Annotated in this window: 19 protein-coding genes and 3 pseudogenes; 16 read left to right on the top strand and 6 right to left on the bottom strand. The window is 62.2% G+C overall.

Translation table 11 applies throughout. The features are described 5' to 3' along the window. Nucleotides 1-119 precede the first annotated feature (119 nt). The 5 genes from pgi (at nucleotide 120) to DIE02_RS23940 (ending at nucleotide 6684) form a co-directional block, all read left to right on the top strand. Nucleotides 120-1718, top strand: coding sequence for a glucose-6-phosphate isomerase (gene pgi / locus DIE02_RS23960; protein WP_124524072.1), 1599 nt, complete (start codon nucleotides 120-122; stop codon nucleotides 1716-1718). A 16-nt stretch (nucleotides 1719-1734) separates the two neighbouring features. After that, nucleotides 1735-2667: a carbohydrate kinase gene (locus DIE02_RS23955; protein ID WP_124524074.1), complete on the top strand. Its 933-nt coding sequence runs from the start codon at nucleotides 1735-1737 to the stop codon at nucleotides 2665-2667. Next, entirely contained in the window at nucleotides 2664-4136 is a 1473-nt protein-coding gene (zwf, locus tag DIE02_RS23950; protein ID WP_124524076.1) for a glucose-6-phosphate dehydrogenase, read from the top strand. The genes DIE02_RS23955 and zwf overlap by 4 nt, the downstream gene beginning before the upstream one ends. A 62-nt stretch (nucleotides 4137-4198) precedes the next feature. Further along, the gene (locus DIE02_RS23945) at nucleotides 4199-5230 is read left to right on the top strand and encodes a hypothetical protein (RefSeq protein ID WP_124524078.1); all 1032 of its coding nucleotides are present in this window, start codon (nucleotides 4199-4201) and stop codon (nucleotides 5228-5230) included. A 350-nt stretch (nucleotides 5231-5580) separates the two neighbouring features. Beyond that, nucleotides 5581-6684, top strand: a complete 1104-nt coding sequence (locus tag DIE02_RS23940) for a porin (protein WP_124524080.1) — start codon at nucleotides 5581-5583, stop codon at nucleotides 6682-6684. Between the two features lie 249 nt (nucleotides 6685-6933). Here the strand turns inward: DIE02_RS23940 and DIE02_RS23935 are convergent. The 3 genes and pseudogenes from DIE02_RS23935 to DIE02_RS23925 all read right to left on the bottom strand — a co-directional run. Continuing rightward, a pseudogene (locus DIE02_RS23935) lies at nucleotides 6934-7329 on the bottom strand (MFS transporter); the annotation flags it as partial. 36 nt (nucleotides 7330-7365) lie between these two features. Next, nucleotides 7366-7764, bottom strand: a complete 399-nt coding sequence (locus DIE02_RS23930; protein WP_124489704.1) for a PIN domain-containing protein — start codon at nucleotides 7762-7764, stop codon at nucleotides 7366-7368. Next, nucleotides 7761-8006: an AbrB/MazE/SpoVT family DNA-binding domain-containing protein gene (locus DIE02_RS23925; RefSeq protein WP_124489703.1), complete on the bottom strand. Its 246-nt coding sequence runs from the start codon at nucleotides 8004-8006 to the stop codon at nucleotides 7761-7763. Before DIE02_RS23925 ends, DIE02_RS23930 begins: the two co-directional genes overlap by 4 nt. Before the next feature lie 1298 nt (nucleotides 8007-9304). Here DIE02_RS23925 and DIE02_RS23920 point away from each other — a divergent pair. Continuing rightward, nucleotides 9305-9574, top strand: a pseudogene (locus DIE02_RS23920) (DUF932 domain-containing protein); the annotation flags it as partial. 367 nt (nucleotides 9575-9941) lie between these two features. On the opposite strand, the gene DIE02_RS23915 reads toward DIE02_RS23920, so the two are convergent. Further along, complete coding sequence (locus DIE02_RS23915) at nucleotides 9942-10208, bottom strand: DUF4148 domain-containing protein (protein ID WP_124523073.1); 267 nt, start codon at nucleotides 10206-10208, stop codon at nucleotides 9942-9944. Between the two features lie 361 nt (nucleotides 10209-10569). Here DIE02_RS23915 and DIE02_RS23910 point away from each other — a divergent pair, with 361 nt between their 5' ends. The 10 genes from DIE02_RS23910 (at nucleotide 10570) to DIE02_RS36485 (ending at nucleotide 19012) form a co-directional block, all read left to right on the top strand. Further along, nucleotides 10570-11463 carry a LysR family transcriptional regulator gene (locus DIE02_RS23910; protein WP_124523576.1) on the top strand — a complete coding sequence of 298 codons (894 nt, stop codon included), beginning with the start codon at nucleotides 10570-10572 and terminating at the stop codon, nucleotides 11461-11463. 430 nt (nucleotides 11464-11893) lie between these two features. Beyond that, nucleotides 11894-12919, top strand: a complete 1026-nt coding sequence (locus tag DIE02_RS23905) for an alpha/beta hydrolase (RefSeq protein WP_124523069.1) — start codon at nucleotides 11894-11896, stop codon at nucleotides 12917-12919. Between the two features lie 501 nt (nucleotides 12920-13420). Next, nucleotides 13421-14605 (top strand): MFS transporter, encoded by a 1185-nt coding sequence (locus DIE02_RS23900; protein ID WP_124523067.1) that lies wholly within the window; start codon nucleotides 13421-13423, stop codon nucleotides 14603-14605. A 134-nt stretch (nucleotides 14606-14739) separates the two neighbouring features. Next, nucleotides 14740-15903 (top strand): MBL fold metallo-hydrolase, encoded by a 1164-nt coding sequence (locus DIE02_RS23895; protein WP_124523579.1) that lies wholly within the window; start codon nucleotides 14740-14742, stop codon nucleotides 15901-15903. Nucleotides 15904-16001: 98 nt separating this feature from the next. Then, nucleotides 16002-16745, top strand: a complete 744-nt coding sequence (locus DIE02_RS23890; RefSeq protein ID WP_124523581.1) for an SDR family oxidoreductase — start codon at nucleotides 16002-16004, stop codon at nucleotides 16743-16745. Between the two features lie 466 nt (nucleotides 16746-17211). Beyond that, a complete protein-coding gene (locus tag DIE02_RS23885; protein WP_124523063.1) occupies nucleotides 17212-17604 on the top strand; it encodes a nuclear transport factor 2 family protein in 393 nt (130 codons plus the stop codon). A 90-nt stretch (nucleotides 17605-17694) separates the two neighbouring features. Then, nucleotides 17695-18099, top strand: coding sequence for an alcohol dehydrogenase catalytic domain-containing protein (locus DIE02_RS35825; RefSeq protein ID WP_196484206.1), 405 nt, complete (start codon nucleotides 17695-17697; stop codon nucleotides 18097-18099). Then, nucleotides 18087-18494: a zinc-binding dehydrogenase gene (locus DIE02_RS35820; RefSeq protein WP_311766862.1), complete on the top strand. Its 408-nt coding sequence runs from the start codon at nucleotides 18087-18089 to the stop codon at nucleotides 18492-18494. The genes DIE02_RS35825 and DIE02_RS35820 overlap by 13 nt, the downstream gene beginning before the upstream one ends. Before the next feature lie 15 nt (nucleotides 18495-18509). After that, entirely contained in the window at nucleotides 18510-18614 is a 105-nt protein-coding gene (locus DIE02_RS36490) for a zinc-binding dehydrogenase (RefSeq protein WP_196484209.1), read from the top strand. Between the two features lie 110 nt (nucleotides 18615-18724). Beyond that, on the top strand, nucleotides 18725-19012 hold the full coding sequence (locus tag DIE02_RS36485) for a MoaF-related domain-containing protein (protein WP_409364374.1): 288 nt from the start codon (nucleotides 18725-18727) through the stop codon (nucleotides 19010-19012). Nucleotides 19013-19380: 368 nt separating this feature from the next. Here the strand turns inward: DIE02_RS36485 and DIE02_RS23875 are convergent. Both DIE02_RS23875 and DIE02_RS23870 read right to left on the bottom strand, forming a co-directional pair. Next, nucleotides 19381-19743: pseudogene (locus DIE02_RS23875) on the bottom strand (SDR family oxidoreductase); the annotation flags it as partial. 25 nt (nucleotides 19744-19768) lie between these two features. Further along, complete coding sequence (locus DIE02_RS23870) at nucleotides 19769-20488, bottom strand: carboxymuconolactone decarboxylase family protein (protein WP_409364373.1); 720 nt, start codon at nucleotides 20486-20488, stop codon at nucleotides 19769-19771. Nucleotides 20489-20497: the final 9 nt, after the last annotated feature.

Below are 20497 nucleotides of genomic sequence, written 5' to 3'. Positions count from 1 at the left end.
AGCCGGCCAACCCGATGATCCTGATCGAGCCGACGCTCGTCACGCGCGACAACGTGAAGGCTTACAAAGGCTGGAGCTCGCACTGACCCGTCCCAACGCATCCCAGGCCTGACACGACCATGACCTCACTGACCCAAACGCGCGCGTGGCGCGCGCTCGCCAGCCATCGGGACGCGTTGTCCGGCGTCTCGATTCGCGCACGATTCGACCGCGACCCGGCACGCGCATCGCGCTTCAGCCTCGAGGCGGCCGGGCTCTTCGTCGACTACTCGAAGAACCCCGTCGACGACGAAACCATCGCCCTGCTGGTCGCCCTCGCCCAGGACGCGGGCGTCGATGCGTATCGCGACGCGATGTTCGCCGGCGAGCGCATCAACCGCACGGAGAATCGCGCGGTGCTGCACGTCGCGTTGCGCGATCGTTCGGGTACGCCGCGTATCGTCGACGACGTCGACGTGTCGCGGCAGGTCAGCGACGTGCTGGCCCGGATGCGGCGCTTCTCCCACGCGGTTCGCTCCGGTGAGTGGCGCGGCCACACGGGCCGCGAGATCACCGACATCGTCAACATCGGCATCGGCGGCTCGGACCTGGGGCCGAAGATGGTGTGCGAGGCGCTCAAGCCTTACGCGCACGAACGGTTGACGATGCATTTCGTGTCGAACGTGGATGCAGCCGACATCGCCGAAGTGCTCAAGCGCGTGAACCCGGAGACGACGCTGTTCATCGTGTCGTCGAAGACGTTCACGACCCGCGAGACGCTCCTGAACGCCCATACCGCCCGCGCCTGGCTGCTCGACAGCGGTGCGCCGGACTCGGCGATCGCCCGCCACTTCGTCGCCGTTTCGACGAATGCCACGGCCGTTGCGGAATTCGGCATCGATACCGGCAACATGTTCGCGTTCTGGGACTGGGTGGGCGGACGCTACTCGTTGTGGTCCGCCATCGGGTTGCCGATCGCGATCATGGCCGGCATGGACGCGTTCGAGCAACTGCTCGACGGCGCGCACGCGATGGACCGTCACTTCGCGCAAGCGCCGCTGGCCCGCAACCTGCCCGTCCTGCTCGCCCTGATCGGCATCTGGCATCAGAACTTCCTCGGTACGACGAGCCAGCTGATCGCGCCATACGACAACTATCTGCACCGGTTGCCCGCATACCTGCAGCAGCTCGACATGGAAAGCAACGGCAAATCGGTGACGCTCGGCGGCGAGCGCGTCGATTACGCCACCGGCCCGGTCATCTGGGGCGAACCGGGTACGAACGGGCAACACGCGTTCTTCCAGCTCCTGCACCAGGGTACCGCGATCATCCCGACCGACTTCATCGTGTGCATGCGGCCGCATCACGCGTTCGATCATCACCATGCCGTCCTCGTCGCAAACTGTTTCGCGCAGTCGGAGGCCTTGATGAACGGATCGCGCTCGACGACCGAACCGCATCGCAATTTCGAAGGCGACCGGCCCACGAACACGATCTGCCTGGACACGCTCGATCCGGCATCCCTCGGCGCGCTGATCGCGTTGTACGAACACAAGGTATTCGTACAAGGCGTGGTATGGCGGATCAATTCGTTCGATCAATGGGGCGTCGAACTCGGCAAAAAGCTCGCGGTTGCGATCGAGGGCGAGTTGCTCACCCCCGCGCAGATTCACTCGCACGACGGCTCGACCAACCAACTGATCAACCGCTTCAAGACGCGGCGCCACGCTGCGGCCTGATCTCCCGAATCCCATCATGAAGCTACCGCGACTGGTCATCTTCGGCGAAGCCCTGACCGATTTCATTCGAGACGACACGAACCGCTGGCACAGCGTTGCCGGCGGCGCATGCTGGAACGTCGCGCGCGTCGGCGCGCGCCTCGGCACGCCGACCGGCTTTGCCGGTGCCGTGAGCGCCGACATATTCGGCGACGAGCTCATGCAAAAGAGCGCCGAAGCCGGCCTCGACATGCGCTTCACGCAGCAGGTCGACCGCCCGCCGCTGCTTGCGATGGTGGTCGAGACGCGGCCGCCGAAATATTTCTTCATCGGCGAGAACAGCGCCGACCTCGCGTTCGATCCCGCCGCGTTGCCTTCGGACTGGCTCGACGCCGCCGAGATCATTCATTTCGGCTGTCTCGGCCTGGTGCGCGAGCCCCTCGCCTCGCGTCTGATCGACATTGCGCTCGCGGCGCGCGCCGCCGGCAAGCGGATTTCGTTCGATCCCAACTTTCGCGCGCCGATGGCCGACCCGTCGTACCGCGACACCTTGCGCACGATGATCGGTCTATCGGACTACATCAAGGTGTCCGACGAGGATCTCGCCGGCCTGTTCCCGGAATTCGACGAGGCAGCCGCACTCGCGCAAATCCGTGCGTGGGCGCCGCAGGCTGCGGTGCTCGTCACGCGCGGCGCGGCCGGCATGGAACTCTTCGCCGGTGATGAAACGCTGGTTCAGCCGGGCTTCAAGGTCACGGTCGCCGACACGGTCGGCTGCGGCGACGCGTGCGTCGGCAGCTGGATGGCGAGCCTGCTGGCGCGCCCGGACGCGCCCGCGACGGAACATCTTCGGTTCGCCGCCGCCTGTGCGGCGCTCGTCGCGTCGCACGCCGGCGCCTATGCGCCGACGGCGGCCGAAGTACATGCGCTGATCGAATCGGCCAACGCAGCCACGAGCGAAACTCCATGAATGCGCACCTCCCGTTCTCCGATACCCAGGCTCCGTTCGAATTCGTGCTGTTCGGCGGCACCGGCGATCTCGCGATGCGCAAGATCCTGCCGGCGCTCTACTCCGCTCACCGCGATGGCCTGCTCGCCCCCGCGGGACGCATCATCGCGGTTGCGCAGAACGAACTCGATACCGCCGGCTACCTCGACTGGGTCGACGTGTCGGTGCGACCGCATCTGACGCAGGCCCGGTTCGATGAAAGCGCGTGGCGCGGCTTCCGCGAGCGGCTCTCGTACGTGGCGCTCGACGCAAGCCAGGCCGGCACGTTCTCGCGTCTGGCCGACGCGCTCTCGCCGGCGTCGTCGCGCCAGATCTTCTATCTGGCAACCGGGCCATCGCTGTTCGTGCCGATTTGCCGCGCGCTCGCGCAGGCAGGGCTCGCCCCGCCGACCTCGCGAATCGTGCTCGAAAAACCGTTGGGCTACGATCTCGCGTCGTCGACGGCGATCAACGATGCGGTCGGCCAGATTTTTTCCGAAGAGCAGATCTACCGGATCGATCATTACCTCGGCAAGGAAGCCGTGCAAAACCTGTTCGCGCTGCGGTTCGCCAACGTGATGTTCGAGCCTCTGTGGCGCCGCGAATGGATCGACAACATTCAGATCACGGTTGCCGAGGAACTCGGCGTCGGCGGGCGCGGCGGCTTTTACGACCAGACCGGCGCGCTGCGCGACATGGTGCAGAACCATCTGCTGCAGTTGCTTGCGATCGTCGCCATGGAACCGCCTCAGTCGATGGAAGCCGACGCCGTGCGCGACGAGAAGCTGCGCGTGCTGCGCGCGCTCAAGCCGCTCACCGAGGAAGCCTTGCATCAGAGCGTCGTGCGCGGACAGTATCGCGCGGGGGTGGTCCGCGGAGAGTCGGTACCGGGTTACCTCGACGAATCCGGGATCCGGGCCGACAGTCCGACCGAGACGTTCGTCGCGCTCAAGGCCGAGGTCGAGAACTGGCGCTGGGCCGGCGTGCCGTTCTTTCTGCGCACCGGCAAGCGGCTGGCGCGACGCGTGGCTGAAATCGTCGTCACGTTCAAGCGCCCGCCGCATTCGACGCTCGGTCCAACGGCGCTGCTGGCAGGCTCGAACCGGTTGACGATTCAGCTGCAACCGGACGAATCGATTCGCCTGAGCACGCTCGCGAAGCGGCCGGGGCTCGGCATGACCTTGCAAGGCGTCTACCTCGATCTCGCGTTCGACCGCTTCTTTCAGCAAGACCGGATGGAGGCGTATCAGCGCCTGTTGCTCGACGTGATCGCCGGCCGGCTCGCGCTGTTCGTGCGTCGCGACGAGCAGGAAGCCGCATGGCGTTGGGTCGCGCCGATTCTCGACCTGAAAACGGCGCCCAAACCCTATTCGGCCGGAAACTGGGGGCCTGCGCAGGCCAGCGCGTTGCTGGCGAGATACGGCACCTGCTGGAGCGAGGAAGAGAACTGATCCGCTCCGGCATGCCTCTTCCTATCGTAGAAGCGTTCTCTCCGACTACACGTGACGAAGCAATGAATACAGTCTGGCATCTCAAATGGGCGCACGGCGCGTTCGATCTCCATGCAGCAGGGGGTATGCTCGGCGGCGTTGCATTACAGCAAGGCGGCCGCACGATCCGTCCGTTTTACGAAGCGCCGTGGATCGGCCAGGCCGAGCCGCAACCCGCCGGGCTGCTGGGCGTCATGCGAAGCGAATTCCCGTGCGTGCCATTCGGTGTTCCCTACTCTCCCGACCGACTGCCCCCCGGCTGGCGGAAAGCCGCCGCAACGCCGATCGTCCCGGATGACGTCGCACTCGACACCAGCGACGACCTTCAGCATGGTTACGGCTGTACCGGCGTGTGGTCACTCGTGAGGCAAACCGCACACGAGATCGAAATTGAAATCGCGTACCCCGAGACATCGTCGATCGCACGACTGACTCGCATCGTGCGCGCCGATCCGGCTCGCGCTGCCTTCGACATCGTTCTCCGTATCGAAGCGCGCAAGTCGGCTCGCTGCCCCATCGGTCTGCACCCGAATCTCGCGCTGCCGACGCTCACCGGCGCATTCCGAATCGAGCCCGGCACGTACCGTTTCGGCATGGTGCACCCGGCAGGTCCGGAACCGCGCGTATCGAGCGCGCTTGCCGGCGCGACGTTCGAAACACTCGAGCGCGTACCGCTTGGCGAGGGCGGCTTCGGTGCATTCGACCAGCTACCGCTCGCGCAGCCCACGGAAGAAATCCTGCAGCTCTGCGGAATCGACGGTTCCGTCACGATGACCGACGCCGTCGCCGGCACACGCTATCGCCTGACCTGGGATGCCGATGCGCTGCCGTCACTGCTGTTGTGGATCAGCAACCGCGGACGTGCGTACGCGCCGTGGAACAGCCGCAACCTCTGCGTGGGCATCGAGCCGGTCGCGAGTGCATTCGAGCTTGGCCGTGCGGCTTCGCTCGCGGCCAATCCGATCAATTCCCGCGGGGTCCGGACGGCACTTGCATTGAACCCTGGCACGCAAACTGAAATCGCTTACCGATTCGAGGTGCTCGCCGCACGTTAGGCGTGCATTGTGGATCGGACTGATCGCGCTCCGGATCGTCGGCAAGGGGCGCCGGCCCAAGCCCGGCTTCATGAGCATCGGACGGTCCAGCATTTCATATATGAATAGTTGTACTACGTTACTCGCCCGTAGTTTCGCCCAACATTAATACCGACCAAGGAGATCTCTTCGTCCAGCTTGCCCGGCTGGACATGCCGCAAGCGAAGAACATTTCACTTTCCCTGTTGATACTCGATCCGTTTTTCACGACAGATAATTTCGTTTTACTTAATTTATTCAATAAAAGAACTGACCGGGTCTGTTGTGCCGCAGTAACACGTTTTTTCTTTCTGACAGGTTTGGAGACAATTATGAAAAAAGCAATACTCACCGCCACGTTGATGTCCGCAGGCATCGTCGCCCACGCACAAAGCAGTGTCACGCTCTACGGCCGCCTCGACGCCGGCATCGAGTACCTGAGCGGCATTGCCAACGGCAATGGCGGCACGACGAGCCGCTGGCGTGCCGAAAGCGGCGACTGGGGCACCAGCCTGTGGGGCTTGAAGGGCTCCGAGGATCTCGGCGGTGGAAACAAGGCGGTCTTCCACCTCGAAGGCTCGTTCAATGCGATGAACGGCAGCCTCGGCGGCACCGGCTCCATCTGGGATCGCTGGGCAACGGTCGGTTTTTCCAACGACGCTTACGGCACGCTACTGCTCGGCCGCGAGCTCTCGATTTCGAACGGGTTGTGGGACTTCGATCCGCTCGGCCAGACATCCTGGTCGTCCGGTTCGCTCGTGCGCGGGCGCAACTGGAACAAGACGAGCAACAACATTTCGTACCAGTCGCCGAGCTTCTACGGTTTCGACGTGTACGGCCAGTATTCGCTGTCGAACGCAACCAGCTGGAATGGTAACGGCACGACCGCACAAGGTCGTGCCGACGGCCTGCAACTGACCTACACGAATTCGTACTTCCAGGTGCGCGGCATCTACGACGAGGCGCGCGACGTCAACGGCAAGTTCTCGGACGTGTTCAACTATTCCCGGGAGTACTTCGCGGGCGTGAACGTATTCCTCGGCCAGTTCAAGCTGCAGGCGGCCTATCAGGCCTCGCACGCGAACGGCGCGCCGACCGCCAACAACGGGATTACGTCGACGCAGCAGGTCTGGGGCGGCGTCACGTGGCAGGCGACACCGGCTGCGGCCTTGACCGGTGCCGTCTATCACGTCAACGCAAACCACGGCGGCGGCAACGCCAACATCTATACGGTGGGCGGCACGTACAACATCTCGAAGCGCACGCTCTTCGACATGCAGATTGCTACCGTTCGCAACAGCAAGAACGCGAACTTCGGTCTGGAGTCGAACGCGGCGGGTGCCGGCGGCCCGATCGCCGGCGGCGGCTACAACGACAATCCGACACCCGGGCATAGCCAGACGGGTGTCTATGCGGGCATCCAGCATTTGTTCTGATTCGATCTCGCACACGGGTTGGAAGCGCCATGCCCTGCCGCTTCTGGCACCGCGTCCGGGTGCGATGCGCCGTCAGGCCATCGCACCGCACGCATCGACAGAATGCCAAGCCTGGAATCGATCCGAATGCGCGCCGGGCCAGCCGACCGGACGCATGACGCCACCCGCCGGGGCGACGCGGAAATCAGCCATGCAAGCGAAACGGAATACACGGGCAGGCTGGAAATGGCATGAAGAGGGAAAGCACGTTCACGACGACGTGGCCGACAGATCGCCCGGCTTGCCGCACACGCCGCTCAGCGAGCGCGCATGGCCGAGCCAGAGCACGAGCGAGCCCGTCGACACGGCGCCCAGCACGACGAATGCGGTCGGATAACCGAAGTGCTGTGCGAGCACGCCGCCCAGCGCCGGACTGAGCGCCGCGCCGATACCCTGCGCGGTCGCGACGGCGCCCTGCCCGACGTTCACGCGGCCGGAACCGTGCAGCAGGCGCACGACGAGCGCCGGCACGACGACGCTTTGCAGGCCGGCACCGATACCGTCGAGCACTTGCACCGGCCAGACGCCCGCCTCGCTCATCAGCATCGCGGCAAGCGCGCCGCGCACCGGCAACACCAGATAGGAGAGCAGCAGCACGCGCCAGTATCATTTCCTTTTTCAGTGGATCGGCCGGCGCCACGATTACTTGATCAACTGCATCCCTGCAACCTTGGAGGCCAGCACGTCGAAAGTAGCCGTGTACTCGCACTCCGCTACATGCCCAGAACGCTCGATCAGGCAGTCAGCGAAATCCGCCTTTGCGGATGCCGCGAAAACGCGAAGTGCCTTTCGTACCGTGTCAGCACTTTCGATAATCAGTTCTTTGGTGCCGATCATCGAGTCGATGATGTCCTTCATCTGCTCTCGTTCGACGCCGTAGCAGCGCCCGAGTACCCACACGACCTCGACCAATGCAACCTGCGAAACGTACCCCGGCCTCTCGGCCGACAGGGACTCCATCAGTAGCGTCGCCTTCTTCGCCTGAACCTCGTCGTCTTGCGCGAAGTAGCGGACCAGCACGTTTGTATCCAGTCCGATCATCGCGCCGACGCCCCCTGCTCAGCGATGGCCCGATTCATGTCATCAATCGACACCGGTTTCGCAGGCTTCTTCACAACGCCCTTGAGCGCTACGAGCGAGCGCGTTGCCGGATAGACCTCATACCGGCCTGTCGCCTCGTTGAAGCTGAATTCGATCCGGTCACCGGCCTCCAGGCCAAGTTGATTTCTTACGTCTACCGGAATTGTGACCTGACCCTTTGACGTGATGGTTGCCGTAGTCATAACGATACCCCCTTATTCCTTACTTTATGGTAAGGAGAGTCGAAAAGCAAGGGAGCCACGGACGCATCGCGCTGCCACGAGAACATCGAGTTCCAACGACACAATCCCGAGCAAATTGTCCGGACTATCGCCAAATACATCCCACTCGATTGTCAATCCAGTGGCTGGAGCCTTGTGGGAGCGGCGTTTCCGCGCAGTCATGCGGCGTCGACACCGTCAGCGATACCGAAAATCCCGCCCAGCACTTAACAGCTTTCGTCGAACAGCACCGGAGAACCCAAGCCCGCTCTTGTTTCAAAAATCACAGACACCGGTGTCTCCGGACGATTCGTTAGCGCGATACCGTCGCTGATACCGTCAGGCTTGTTCGAACGCGGTCCTCGATACCGTCACAACTGTAGTCCGGCGCAAAAAGGTGGAAGCGTCGATCGAGCAGCGCAAACAAGCTCCCTCGCGGCGGCATCTCGAAGCTGGATTTCCACCTGCGGAAACCCGCCCTGCTCAAGCGGGTTCGATTGAGGAGTGAGCCTGCCACTGCCCTATTCGGGCGATAGGCGTTTCATGAATATTCTATATAACTCTCCGTAATTCGGTAGCTCGTTGTGCCGAGATAGCCATTCGTCCGGCAGGCCGGCGATCGCGCGGAACCGCGGATAAAAATCACGCCGTCGATCGGGATCGAGCGTCGCAACCGCGTCTTTGGCTTGTCGAGAGAGGTGCCGCGGTGACCAAATCTCGCCGCGTTCGTTTATGACGACCACCAGCGATCGATGCGTAAAGGCACTGGTGTCCCCACTGCGTCCGCTCGACTTTCCCCACCATCCGGTTGCGCTGTTACATCCGGCGCACAACATTCCCAGGTCAACCAGACGCCTCCTGACGCTTACGCGTCGGGACCGGGCTTTCGCGCTGCGCGTCGAGCCGCGTACCGCGTTTCGGCCCTATCGGGCATCAACCCCAGGCGCAGCTGGCAACTTCGTTAGCTTCTACGCGGCGCCTCATGCCCGGTCACCCGAGGCATGGCATGCACCCGACTCCCAGGTTCCCGCCCTTGACCCGCGACCGTAGCCGATAGCGGGCAGGCATCAAGGGGCGAGGGACCGTGTTGCCCGCACCCCTCCCTCGCCTTTTTCCTTGACGCCTGCCCGCTATCGGCTCCTCCAGTCGCACGGGCGGGAACCCGGGAGCCTGGCGGCAGCAAAGCCAACCCCGAGTTCCACCGGGAGGTGTTCAGCCGCAACGGCAAGTCACATCCCTTCGCCCGGTTCAGGTCTTCAACCTTGACTGTGGAGATTGCCATGCAACTCGCTTCCTCTTTCCATTACGGCTCCCCAATGCTGCGCGCTGACTCACCCCTCTCGGACGATCAGATTCGCCGCGTTGCTCCCTCCATCTTCGCGGACGGCAAGCACGAAAGCCGCTCCGCGCGCTACACCTACATTCCCACCATCGAAGTGCTGCGCGGCCTCCGCAACGAAGGCTTTCAGCCGTTCATGATCTGCCAGACCCGCGTGCGCGATGAGGGTAAGCGCGAATCCACCAAGCACATGCTGCGGCTGCGCCATGCCGTCGTCGCGGACGCGTCGTGCAGCCCTGCGCTTCGCACGGCTTTGCAGCACGGGCACATCGCGGCGAATCGCGGTCATTTCCGCGACGATTGCCACGGTTACTTCCGGCGGCTTCTGCGCACCGATGTGCAGTCGCGCTATCTGATCAGCAACAGGTGCGAACAATCCTAGACGCTCCGTCGCCGGGTGCAGTTCATACGCGAACCGATTGCGCCAACGTAGCTGTGCGCCACCAATCCAGTGCTGCCGTCAATACTTCAACGTCAACGCTATCCATGTGCTCATCCGAGCGACGTTGCAAGTTCGACGGAATACGTCGCGACCTCGGCTTCCGGCTGTCCGCGCCATCCGGCGGCAGTCGGCTCGGTCAATTGCACTGCGACGACGAACCGTTCTCCGCGAGTTGCGGGTGCGCCGAATTGCGTGCGCTCGCAACCTTGGCCGACGCGGCCTGCGCATCGTTGACCCACGTGCCGGGGTTGGCGCGCGCAGGGTTGAAGCCAGCCGCCTTGTACTGGATCATTTCGTTGCGAACCTGCTCGCGCGTAAGGCCCTGGGTGGCGGATTGCGCAGATGCCAGCAACGGGCTGGAAATGGCAAGGGTGGCAATGAGAAGACGATGGCTGAATTTCATGTTGTTCACTCCAGAAAGACGAATAGAGACTTGCCGAATGCGCGCCGGCGAAACGACGTGATGCCGGTGCCGGCACCGTCGTTGCTTGATCGCTCATCGTGATTTCGCGTCAGTCAGCGAAACCCTTCGGCAAGTACGACGTCTCCACACGATGTGTGTCCTTCTGAGCCGCGTTTTAATTATGATCAAGGTCGAATGCGCGCGGCACGGTATCGACCTACAAGTATGAAGTGTACGGTTTGCCGTTGCTTCGATTAAGTGGCCAATCCCACTAGAACCTATTAATATGGCTCATGAATCAATGACGGCACTCCGTCGCTTCGGTGCTAGGATTCCAACCCTTCTATAGGGGTAATACCGGATGGCTCGAGAGAACTTCAATGACCTTCTCGTGTTTCTCGCCGTGGCGCGAGAACGAAGCTTCACGCGCGCGGCAGCGAAACTCGGCGTGTCCCAGTCCGCGCTTAGTCACACGATTCGTGACCTCGAGGCCCGCCTGGGTGTTCGTCTACTTACGCGCACGACGCGGAGCGTGTCGACAACCGACGCGGGAGAGGAACTCCTGAACACCGCCGCGCCTCGTATCGAGGAAATCGAGGCAAAACTGGCTTCCCTGTCCGATTTCCGCGACAAGCCCGCCGGCGTGGTCAGGATTACGGCCACAGATCATGCAATCGATTCCATCGTCTGGCCCAAACTGACGAACGTCCTGCGCGAGTATCCGGATATTCGACTGGAACTGACGGTCGACTACGGGCTCGCGAACATTGTCGAGGACCGCTACGACATCGGAATCCGGTTCGGAGATCAGGTTGCAAAAGACATGATCGCGGTACGCATCAGCCCTGATATCCCTATGGCCGTCGTCGGCGCGCCCTCGTATCTCGAGGGCAAGTCACTGCCCAAGTCACCCGAAGACCTGCTCAGCCACGACTGCGTGACATTGCGACTCACGACCACGAAAGGTGTATACGCGTGGGAACTGAAGAAGGGGAAGCGGGAGATCCAGGCGCGCGTGAACGGTCAATTGACGTTCAACACCCAGCAGCAGATGCTGCAAGCCGCGGTGGACGGCTTCGGTCTCGCCTTTCTGCCCGAAGACGCCGTGCGCCCCTATATCGATCGCGGTGAGTTGCAAAGCGTCCTCAAGGACTGGTGCCCGGCGTTTCCCGGCTATCACGCGTACTACCCAAGCCGCCGGCAAGCATCCCGGGCGTTCTCGGTCGTAATCGATGCATTGAAATATCGGCACTAATGCCAACCTTGCCGGTATGGCAGCGAAGCCGTCGTTCGAATGACACTCACCCCGATCCGTCGGCCGCGAGCCGGAGCGGTACGAGCGGGAGTACAGATCGTGGCAGCGCGCGTGAAGCGCCCGATTTCCGCGCCGCAGCCGAAGCCGAAGGCTTCACGGCAACTCCGGCGAGGCACCGCCGGCACTGCCCGTTGCCTCACATGTGCCAGCTCCCATCCCCGAATGGATTCATGAACGCTACTCATGGCTTCAATCACGCCTTCCGGTGCAATTAATTACATTCCTTTCATTATCATGTGAGTCGATATTGCGACGATGATCGCCCTTCCTTTGCGCGACCCGCTCGTTGCAGATTCGACGCCGACGATCGCCACCCGCGGCAGCCGGCTCATTCGTATCCCTGATCAACTGGCAATCGAAGGAATTCCCAATGAGAAAGATCCTCATTTTATTCGGATTTCTTATCACCTCATTTTCTGCGACGGCTGCCGACATGTCCGCTGGCGCCGACAACTTTTATCGTAGCGACCGCGTGATTGCGCAGAAGGTCAAATTCTCCAACCAGTACAGGATGAACGTCGTCGGCAATCTCTTCATCCCCAAGAACCTGGACCGAAATCAGAAGCATCCGGCAATCATCGTCGGTCATCCAATGGGCGCCGTGAAGGAGCAAAGTGCGAATCTGTATGCACAAAAGCTAGCCGATCAAGGCTTCGTCACGTTGTCGCTGGACCTATCATTCTGGGGTGAAAGCGACGGGCAACCTCGCAATGCCGTCTCGCCCGACATCTATGCGGAAGACTTCAGCGCAGCGGTTGATTTTCTGGGCACCCGACCATTCGTCGATAGAAGCCGGATCGGCGTGCTCGGCATCTGCGGCAGTGGAAGTTTCGTCATCAGCGCAGCCAAGATCGATCCGCGCATGAAGGCGATCGCGACGGTCAGCATGTACGACATGGGCGCCGCGAACCGTAACGGGCTGCGGCACGGGCAAACGCTCGAACAACGCAAGCAGATCATTGCCGCGGCGGCCGAGCGGCGCGATGTCGAGTTTTCGGGCGGTCAAATCCAGTACACGAGCGGAACCGTGCATCAACTGAAGGACGACACGCCTGCAATTCAGCGGGAATTCTTCGACTTCTATCGCACACCGCGCGGCGAGTACACGCCGAAGCGCTCGTCACCGGAACACACGACACACCCGACGCTGACCAGCAATGTCAAGTTCATGAACTTCTACCCGTTCAACGACATCGAGACGATCTCACCTCGCCCGATGCTCTTCATCACCGGCGAAAACGCTCACTCGCGGGAATTCAGCGAGGAGGCCTATCGTCTTGCCGGCCAGCCAAAGGAATTGGTTGTCGTGCCGGGCGCGGGGCACGTGGATCTTTACGATCGCGTCAACCTGATCCCGTTCGACAAGCTGACTGCATTCTTCCGCGGTAATCTGTAATATCGCGCCGCTGCGTCTTGTAACATCGCTCGAGGTCCGACGCCACCGCCAATGTCGACGCTGCCGCACGCTGGCAAAACAGCGTGTGGCGCGTTTCCAGCCAGTAATGCTGCCGGGCGGTGCGGTCGAACGTACTCAGTGCACCGCGACCAAACGCTCCACGACCACAATTGATGAGGCACGCTCATCAGTCCAATCACTCCAGCGGCCTTTATCGATCCCGCGCATCACGGTCTAATGGAGGCATGAAGGCTTATCGCCTCGTTCATGCTCGGTCGTCGTTCGGTACATCCTCTTTGTGACGGCTCGCGCATTCCGGCGAGATGCTGCGCGGCTCCGTGCTGCTTATGTCCAGCACTGGACAACGACCACCCCCTACCCTCGATGGCCCTTCCGACGGGCCTCCTACTGCACTGAAAGGCGCAGCGGCGAACCATTGCCGTGCGCTTTCAACAGTTCGCGCGTTCCCGTTGCGGTTCGCGCGAACCCATGAGGAACGCTATGTCGACATTGACAGCACCGCCGCAAACTACGCGGCGAAACATATGGAGCGCGGTCGGCTCGATGGCGATGTGCGCCGCGATGCTGATCGCTTCCGAATTCATGCCCGTGAGTTTGCTCACGCCGATCGCAAGCGACCTTCATGCAACGGTCGGCATGGCAGGACAGGCGATCTCGATCTCGGGGCTGTTTGCCGTGGTGACCAGCCTGCTGATTCCATCGGTCACCGGCCGCTTCGACAGGCGGCACGTGCTGACCGCACTGGCAGCACTAATGCTGGTCTCGCTGGTACTGATCGCCGAAGCGCGGGATTTCACCATGCTGATGATCGCACGCGCATTGCTCGGCGTCGTGATCGGCGGCTTCTGGTCGCTCGCAACAGCGACCATCATGCGCCTCGTCCCGGAACAAGCCATCCCGAAGGCGCTAGGCGTACTGTTCACGGGTAATGCCGTAGCTACGGCCTTTGCCGCTCCCATCGGCAGCTACGTCGGCGGGATGATCGGCTGGCGCGGCGTGTTCTGGGCGCTCGCACCCATCGTTATCGTCAACACGATCTGGCTATGGTCGAGCATCCCCTCGATGCCGGCCCAAGGCAGTCATCCCGTCGGCAAGGTCATCGGCCTGCTCAAGCGACCCAACGTGGCATTCGGGATGCTGGCGGTCATGTTGACCTTCGGCGGCGCGTTCGCGATTTTCACGTACCTTCGCCCCTTTCTCGAGTCGTACACGCACGTTGACGTACCCCAACTGTCGATGCTGTTGCTGGGCCTCGGGCTTGCGGGCTTTGTGGGAACATACGGTGCGAGCGCATTGATTGCCAAACGCCTGTATTTCCTGCTCATGATCCTGCCGCTCGCACTGGGTGCCGTGACAGTCGGCATGCTGTCGGTCGGCCACCTGCTGTGGGCGGTCGCCCTCGCGATGATCGCGTGGGGCACAGTGAACTCAGCCATTCCGGTTGCATGGTCGACGTGGCTGACGCAAGGCGTCAAGGACGAACCTGAAAGCGGCGGCGGCCTGATGGTAGCGGCAATCCAACTGTCGATCATGGTCGGCGCGGAATTCGGCGGGATCCTGCTCGATCATGTGTCGATCGCGGCGACGCTCGTCGGGGGGACCGCACTGCTCGTGCTTTCCGCGGTGATCGTCGGTAACGGTACACGACTGCAGCCGAGGAAATAGCCCGTTTCCGGCCATCGGGAGACTCGGATCCAGTATGCCAGCACGCGCTCGCGCCAACCAATTTCGCGTGAATTGCCGCGCGGTATCTGCGTGATGCGTGCTTTCGCGACCCATACACGAAACCAGCGGTCTTGATGAAAAGACTCTACCTACGCGTGCTCAAGGTCTGTGCCGGCATCGTCCTGCTCGGTGCAATCGGTGCAGTTGCCTGCCTGCAGCATCCGTTGTTCGGTGCACTCCCGCAGGGCGAGCGCCTCGCGCGCATCCTGCGCTCGCCCAACTATGCCGGCGGCGCTTTTCGCAACCAGATCGACTCGCCGATGCTGACGACGAATCAGCCCGAATGGGAGATGTGGATGGAGACCGTCTTTGGACGAGGGAAAGGTCAGCCCCGGCCGCCCGGCACCATCCCCGCGATCAGGACGAATCTCATGGCGCTCGACCCGGCGCAGGATCTGGTGGTCTGGCTCGGTCACTCGTCCTATTTCGTGCAGTTGGGCGGAAAGCGCATTCTGATCGACCCGGTCTTCAGCACCAACGCAGCCCCTGTGCCTCGCACGAACACGGCGTTCGACGGCACCAGCATCTATGCGGCGGAAGACATGCCGGGGATCGATGCGCTATTGATCACCCACGACCACTACGATCACCTGGACTATCGGACCATTCAAGCGCTCAGACCCAAAGTGAAGCGTGTTGTCACGGGCCTGGGCGTAGGGGCGCATTTCGAAGCCTGGGGTTATGACATGTCCATCGTGCGCGAGGTGGATTGGAACGACGTCGTCGAACTGACGCCGGCACTGCACGTCCACGTCACCCCAGCGCGGCATTTCTCTGGGCGTGGCCTGACGCGGAACCAGTCGCTGTGGGCCGGTTTCGCGATCATTTCCCCGAACCGTCGGATTTTCTTCAGCGGCGATTCGGGCTACGCCCCCCATTTCAGAGAGATCGGCCGGCCGCTTGGTCCATTCGACTGGGTGGCCCTCGATACCGGACAGTACGACCCCCGCTGGGCGAACGTCCACATGAATCCCGAGCAGGCCGCGCGGGCGGCCGAGGACCTGCGTGCCCGCGTGCTCACGCCGGCGCACGTGGGTCGCTTCTCCATTGCACCGCACGACTGGGACGACCCGTTCAGGCGCATCACCGTAGCCAGCGAAAAGCGCGATTATGCGCTGTGGACCCCGAAAATCGGCCATCCCATGTACCTGGACGACCGGATGCAAAAATTTTCGCCCTGGTGGGAGGAGGTCGAGCCCGATCGTCCACGGAAAGGTGTCGATGACCATGCGTCCTAGCTCACCGCCCGCAGCCAACCGGATTACTGCAGTCGCATTCCGACCCGACAACAATGTCGCAAGCAAGCAGCCCCCTTCAACAACAGCAGGGAACGATCATGATCAAAGACAAAGTTGTAATCATCACCGGAGCGTCTTCCGGCATCGGCGAGGCAACCGCAAAGTTGCTGGCAAGCAAGGGCGCCAAAGTCGTACTCGGTGCCCGACGCGAGGAACAGCTGAAGCGAATCGCAAACGAGATCAAGCAAAGCGGTGGCCATGCCGTCTACCAAGAACTGGACGTGACCAGACAACCGGACAACGACGGGATCGTCAAACTGGCTAAAGCCGAATTCGGCCGCGTCGACGTCATGTTCCTGAATGCCGGCCTCATGCCGAATTCGCCGCTTTCCGCGCTCAAGATCGACGACTGGCATCAAATGGTCGATGTCAACGTCAAGGGTGTTCTGAATGGCGTCGCGGCAGTACTGCCGACATTCATCGAACAGAAAGCCGGCCACGTCATTGCAACCTCTTCGGTAGCGGGCCTCAAAGCCTACCCGGGGGGTGCCGTCTACGGCGGGACAAAGTGGTTCGTACGTGACTTCATGGAAGTCTTGCGCATGGAGTCCGCCATGGAAGGGACCAATATCCGGACGGCGACGATCTATCCGGCCGCCATCAATACGGAACTGCTGGCGACGATCAGCGAGAAGGAGACGCTCGGCCAGATGCAGGGCATCTACGACAAGTACGGGATCTCTCCGGACCGAATTGCCAGCGTAGTTGCCTTCGCTATCGATCAGCCCGACGATACAACGATCAACGAGTTCACGGTCGGCCCGGCCAATCAGCCCTGGTAAGCCGACAGCAAGCTCCGGGGCGAGCATCGGCATGATCGCTCGGGATCGAAATGGGGCGCCCCGCAAGTGGCGCCGCTGCGAACGATGCGATCGCTCGATCCAGTAGCAAATGCCCGGCGCTGCCGGCAGGCGTCGGGCAAGCCGCATCGGCGATACACGACACACTCCAACTTCAGGTTGACAGTCAATCAACCTTCGATCCTCTTCTGATTCCCGGGAATGACGAGCACCATGCCGACGGCGCTCCGTCATTCGCGGTATCACGGCAATCGACGAATTGCTCCGATTTTTCCCTCACGCGGGGCGCCAGGACCAACGACGATGCGAGCGCGATCCGGCAGACCACTGAAGCCGGCGCGCATGGTCACGAGAGCGACGTCGAGTATCGGTTCGCGGTCGGCATGCTGTGACGCGATGCATCTCGCTCCAGTCAACTCAACATCGTCCAACACAAATGGATAACGCAATGTCCAAGAATGAAAACATCGACCTCGTCCGAAGAATCTACGGCTCAGGTGCGGCGCCGGAAGTCACTCGCGAGCTCATGGCCCCCGATCTCGTCTGGGATATCACCCCGGGCTTCCCGCTCGGCGGCGTGTATCACGGCTACGAAAAAACGGTGACGGATTTCTTCGGCCGGCTCATTCCACTGTTTGCGTCCTGGAGCACGGACGCGCAAACGTACTACGGGGACGACGACAACCACGTCTTTGTGGTCGGCGAGTATCACGGCGTCACCAAGACGGGCCATAGCGCCGACGTTCGTTTCATTCATGTGTGGACTGTGCGTGACGGTAAGCTCGCCGCGTTGAAGCAAGTCGCCGACAGCCATGTCGTCCAGCGCGCACTGGGCAACTAAAGGGTCAGTGCCAATTCTCGACCCGACCGCGCCCCCCTTCCGCAAACATTCGAACCCACATAATCTGGAGTCTTCACGAGAGCTGTCGGATTGACCGAGTTCGGCGGACCGGAGATACTGCGCCCCTTGAGTCTGTCGACACCGGTGACCCATGCCGGCGAGATTCGGATCCGCGTCACGGCTGCCACCGTCAACCCGGTCGACACGATGGTCCGCCGGGGGCTGGCGTTTGTCTCCGATGCAGCGCCACCTTACGTTCCAGGGATGGAAGCAGCAGGTGTGGTCGAGCAGATCGGGAAAGGAACCGAGACGAATCTGCGCGTCGGCGACCGTGTCGTCGCGATCGTTGTCGTGTCGGGAACGCGCGGCGCGTATGCCGAACAGCTCGTCGTTCCAGCAGAGTCCGTGGTCCGTGCTCCCGTCGGGACGACCGACGCAGAAGCCGCTACGCTTCCGATGAACGGACTGACAGCACGGATGGCCTGGACATCCTGAAGCTGCCGGCGGGCGGCACCATCGCAGTCATCGGTGCAGCAGGTGCGGTCGGTGGTTACACCGTACAGTTGGCAAAGGCCGAAGGATTCCGTGTCATTGCCGACGCCTCGCCCAAAGACATTCAGCTTGTCGAAGCGCTCGGAGCCGATGTCGTCCTGCGGCGGGGAAGCGATTTCCCGGATCTGGTACGCAACGAAGTGCCAGACGGCGTAGACGGATTGATCGACACCGCAGGCGTCGGGTTGCCGGCCGCCCGTGCAGTGCGCAACGGCGGTCGGATAACGACATCGGCTCCTGGCACGCCGCTATTGACCGAGCGAGATATCGTCCCCGAGCGCACCTTCGTTCCGAAGTATGCGCTGAATCATTCCGCCCTTAAACAACCCCGTCAGTGAGTCAAGCAGGACCGCATCACCCTTCGAGTCGCCCGCACCTTGCCCGTCGAACACGCCGCCGACGCTCATCGCCTTCTGGAGGCCGGCGGTCTGCGAGGACGGGTGGTCCTCACTTTATGAACGGACCGCGACCACCAATGATCCAACGTTCCAACGACGTCGGGAATACGACTATGCCTATCGACACCCATGCCACGCTTCCCTCGGTGGGCCAGACCTAGCTTGCCGATCTGGGTCCGAACACACCACTGGGTCACTTCGCGGTGGAAATGACGTTTGAATCGCCCACTCGCGTCAGCTTCCTCGTAACACGCGGAGCCATCAAGGGCAGATCCCAGAACATGGTCTACACATCGGCCAAGCTTCGCGATGGCCTTTATGTGGTGCGCTGGACCGAACCCGATTCGCACGACTTCGTCACGCACATAGAGGACTACACGGCACGCGTCTGTATGGCCAGTTCAGTCGTCGGTGGCAAGTTCATCCAACTCGCGGGGACGTGGACCCGCGTACGCTGAACGGCTTCCGTATCGCTCAATTTAGGGAGCCGAAGCACGCCGCCATTATGATATGCGCTCGCGCCGGGAGCGGGCGCGTTGCGAGGCATCGCCTGCGTCGGCCAAAACAAAGTCGTCACTGCGCGGGGCGCGGCGAAGGTCGGTGTCAACTGCTCATACCCCTGTCGCGGCGATCGCATCCGTGGTCACGTGTTGTTCAACTCTTTAGTTTGATCGCAGGACCGTGCTGTAGTGTAAAGGAGGCTTATCTCCTTGTTATGCTGATCGGCCTTGCCGCGCGCAACACTGAGCGGCCGTTGTGGAGCCGCCCGAACGGTTCTTTGGACCGTCAGCCGCCGGGTTGAATCTGCAAGGCAGAGCTGACGGCTGCCGTACAGCACGCCCTTGGTGTTGACGTCGATCATCCGGTCCCACTCGTCCACGTGCAGGCGTTCGAGCATCGGGCTCGGCATCAGCCCCGCGTTGTTCAGCATCACGTCGATGCGGCTGTGCATGTCGACCGCGCGATCGACCAGGCGCTCGACTGCGTCGCGGTCGGTAACGTCCGTTTCGAGAACTGCTTGCCGCCCGGCGCCGATTTCGTCGGCGAGCCGCTCCACCCGGTCCACGCGGCGTGCGCCGAGCACCAGCTGCGCACCGCGTTTCGCGAGATGCCGCGCAGTTTCTTCGCCGAGGCCGCTGCTCGCGCTGGTAATGACGACGACTTTGCCATCGATGTTTTCGGTAACGATGCTCCTCTCTTCAGTTGCGCGCGCGTCAAGCCGCGCGCCGTGAAAATACGTCCTTGAACGCAGGCATCGCCGAAAAGACGTTCGGCCATCCCGCGTAGAACGCCAGTTGCGTCAACGTCTCGGACGCTTCGGCCTGCGTGAGCCCGTTGTCCATCGCGCGGTTCAGGTGATACGGGATCTGCGCCACCTGGCCGTTGGCGACGAGCGCACTCACCGTCACCAGGCTGCGGTCGCGCGGCGCGAGCCCCGGGCGAAGCCACAAGTCGCGAAACAGCGCATCGGTCGTGTACGCGACCACGCCCGGCGCGACGGCGCCGAAGTTTTCCGCGACCGTCCGTGCGCGCTGCGCCTCGGCCGCCTCGTTCAGCGGCAGCGGCGCAACGTCCGCCGGCGCGAGTTGATTGGGCCCGATGCCGCGTTCGTCATAGACGTGCTTGACGACAATCGATGCGGCGCTCGCGTTGGCCCATCCCGCGTAAAAGGCCAGGTGCGCGATCATTTCCGATATTTCCGCGGGCTTCACGCCGTGATCCAGCGCGAGGCGGACATGCAGCGGCATCTCGCCGGTCGGGCCGCGAGCGATCAGCACCGACAGCGTCACGATGCTGCGATCACGCGGCGATAGTTGCGGCCGCTTCCACAGGCCGTCGAACACGATGTGCGTCGTGTATCGCTCGAAGGCCGGGGCAACGGCTTTCAAATCGGTGGAAGACAAGGTTTCCTGCATGATGTCGGTCCTTTGCATGTGGGTGCA

Source organism: Burkholderia sp. Bp8991, from assembly GCF_003853795.1.
Taxonomy (GTDB): domain Bacteria; phylum Pseudomonadota; class Gammaproteobacteria; order Burkholderiales; family Burkholderiaceae; genus Burkholderia.
Note: the sequence above shows the minus strand (reverse complement) of the source record. Positions and strands in the feature narration are given on the sequence as shown.

Excerpts from the sequence above, each read along its gene's own strand:
- pgi (WP_124524072.1), top strand. The coding sequence starts at position 120 with ATGACCTCACTGACCCAAACGCGCGCGTGGCGCGCGCTCGCCAGCCAT.
- DIE02_RS23955 (WP_124524074.1), top strand. The coding sequence starts at position 1,735 with ATGAAGCTACCGCGACTGGTCATCTTCGGCGAAGCCCTGACCGATTTC.
- zwf (WP_124524076.1), top strand. The coding sequence starts at position 2,664 with ATGAATGCGCACCTCCCGTTCTCCGATACCCAGGCTCCGTTCGAATTC.
- DIE02_RS23945 (WP_124524078.1), top strand. The coding sequence starts at position 4,199 with ATGAATACAGTCTGGCATCTCAAATGGGCGCACGGCGCGTTCGATCTC.
- DIE02_RS23940 (WP_124524080.1), top strand. The coding sequence starts at position 5,581 with ATGAAAAAAGCAATACTCACCGCCACGTTGATGTCCGCAGGCATCGTC.
- DIE02_RS23930 (WP_124489704.1), bottom strand. The coding sequence starts at position 7,764 with ATGATCGGACTGGATACAAACGTGCTGGTCCGCTACTTCGCGCAAGAC.
- DIE02_RS23925 (WP_124489703.1), bottom strand. The coding sequence starts at position 8,006 with ATGACTACGGCAACCATCACGTCAAAGGGTCAGGTCACAATTCCGGTA.
- DIE02_RS23915 (WP_124523073.1), bottom strand. The coding sequence starts at position 10,208 with ATGAAATTCAGCCATCGTCTTCTCATTGCCACCCTTGCCATTTCCAGC.
- DIE02_RS23910 (WP_124523576.1), top strand. The coding sequence starts at position 10,570 with ATGGCTCGAGAGAACTTCAATGACCTTCTCGTGTTTCTCGCCGTGGCG.
- DIE02_RS23905 (WP_124523069.1), top strand. The coding sequence starts at position 11,894 with ATGAGAAAGATCCTCATTTTATTCGGATTTCTTATCACCTCATTTTCT.
- DIE02_RS23900 (WP_124523067.1), top strand. The coding sequence starts at position 13,421 with ATGTCGACATTGACAGCACCGCCGCAAACTACGCGGCGAAACATATGG.
- DIE02_RS23895 (WP_124523579.1), top strand. The coding sequence starts at position 14,740 with ATGAAAAGACTCTACCTACGCGTGCTCAAGGTCTGTGCCGGCATCGTC.
- DIE02_RS23890 (WP_124523581.1), top strand. The coding sequence starts at position 16,002 with ATGATCAAAGACAAAGTTGTAATCATCACCGGAGCGTCTTCCGGCATC.
- DIE02_RS23885 (WP_124523063.1), top strand. The coding sequence starts at position 17,212 with ATGTCCAAGAATGAAAACATCGACCTCGTCCGAAGAATCTACGGCTCA.
- DIE02_RS23870 (WP_409364373.1), bottom strand. The coding sequence starts at position 20,488 with ATGCAAAGGACCGACATCATGCAGGAAACCTTGTCTTCCACCGATTTG.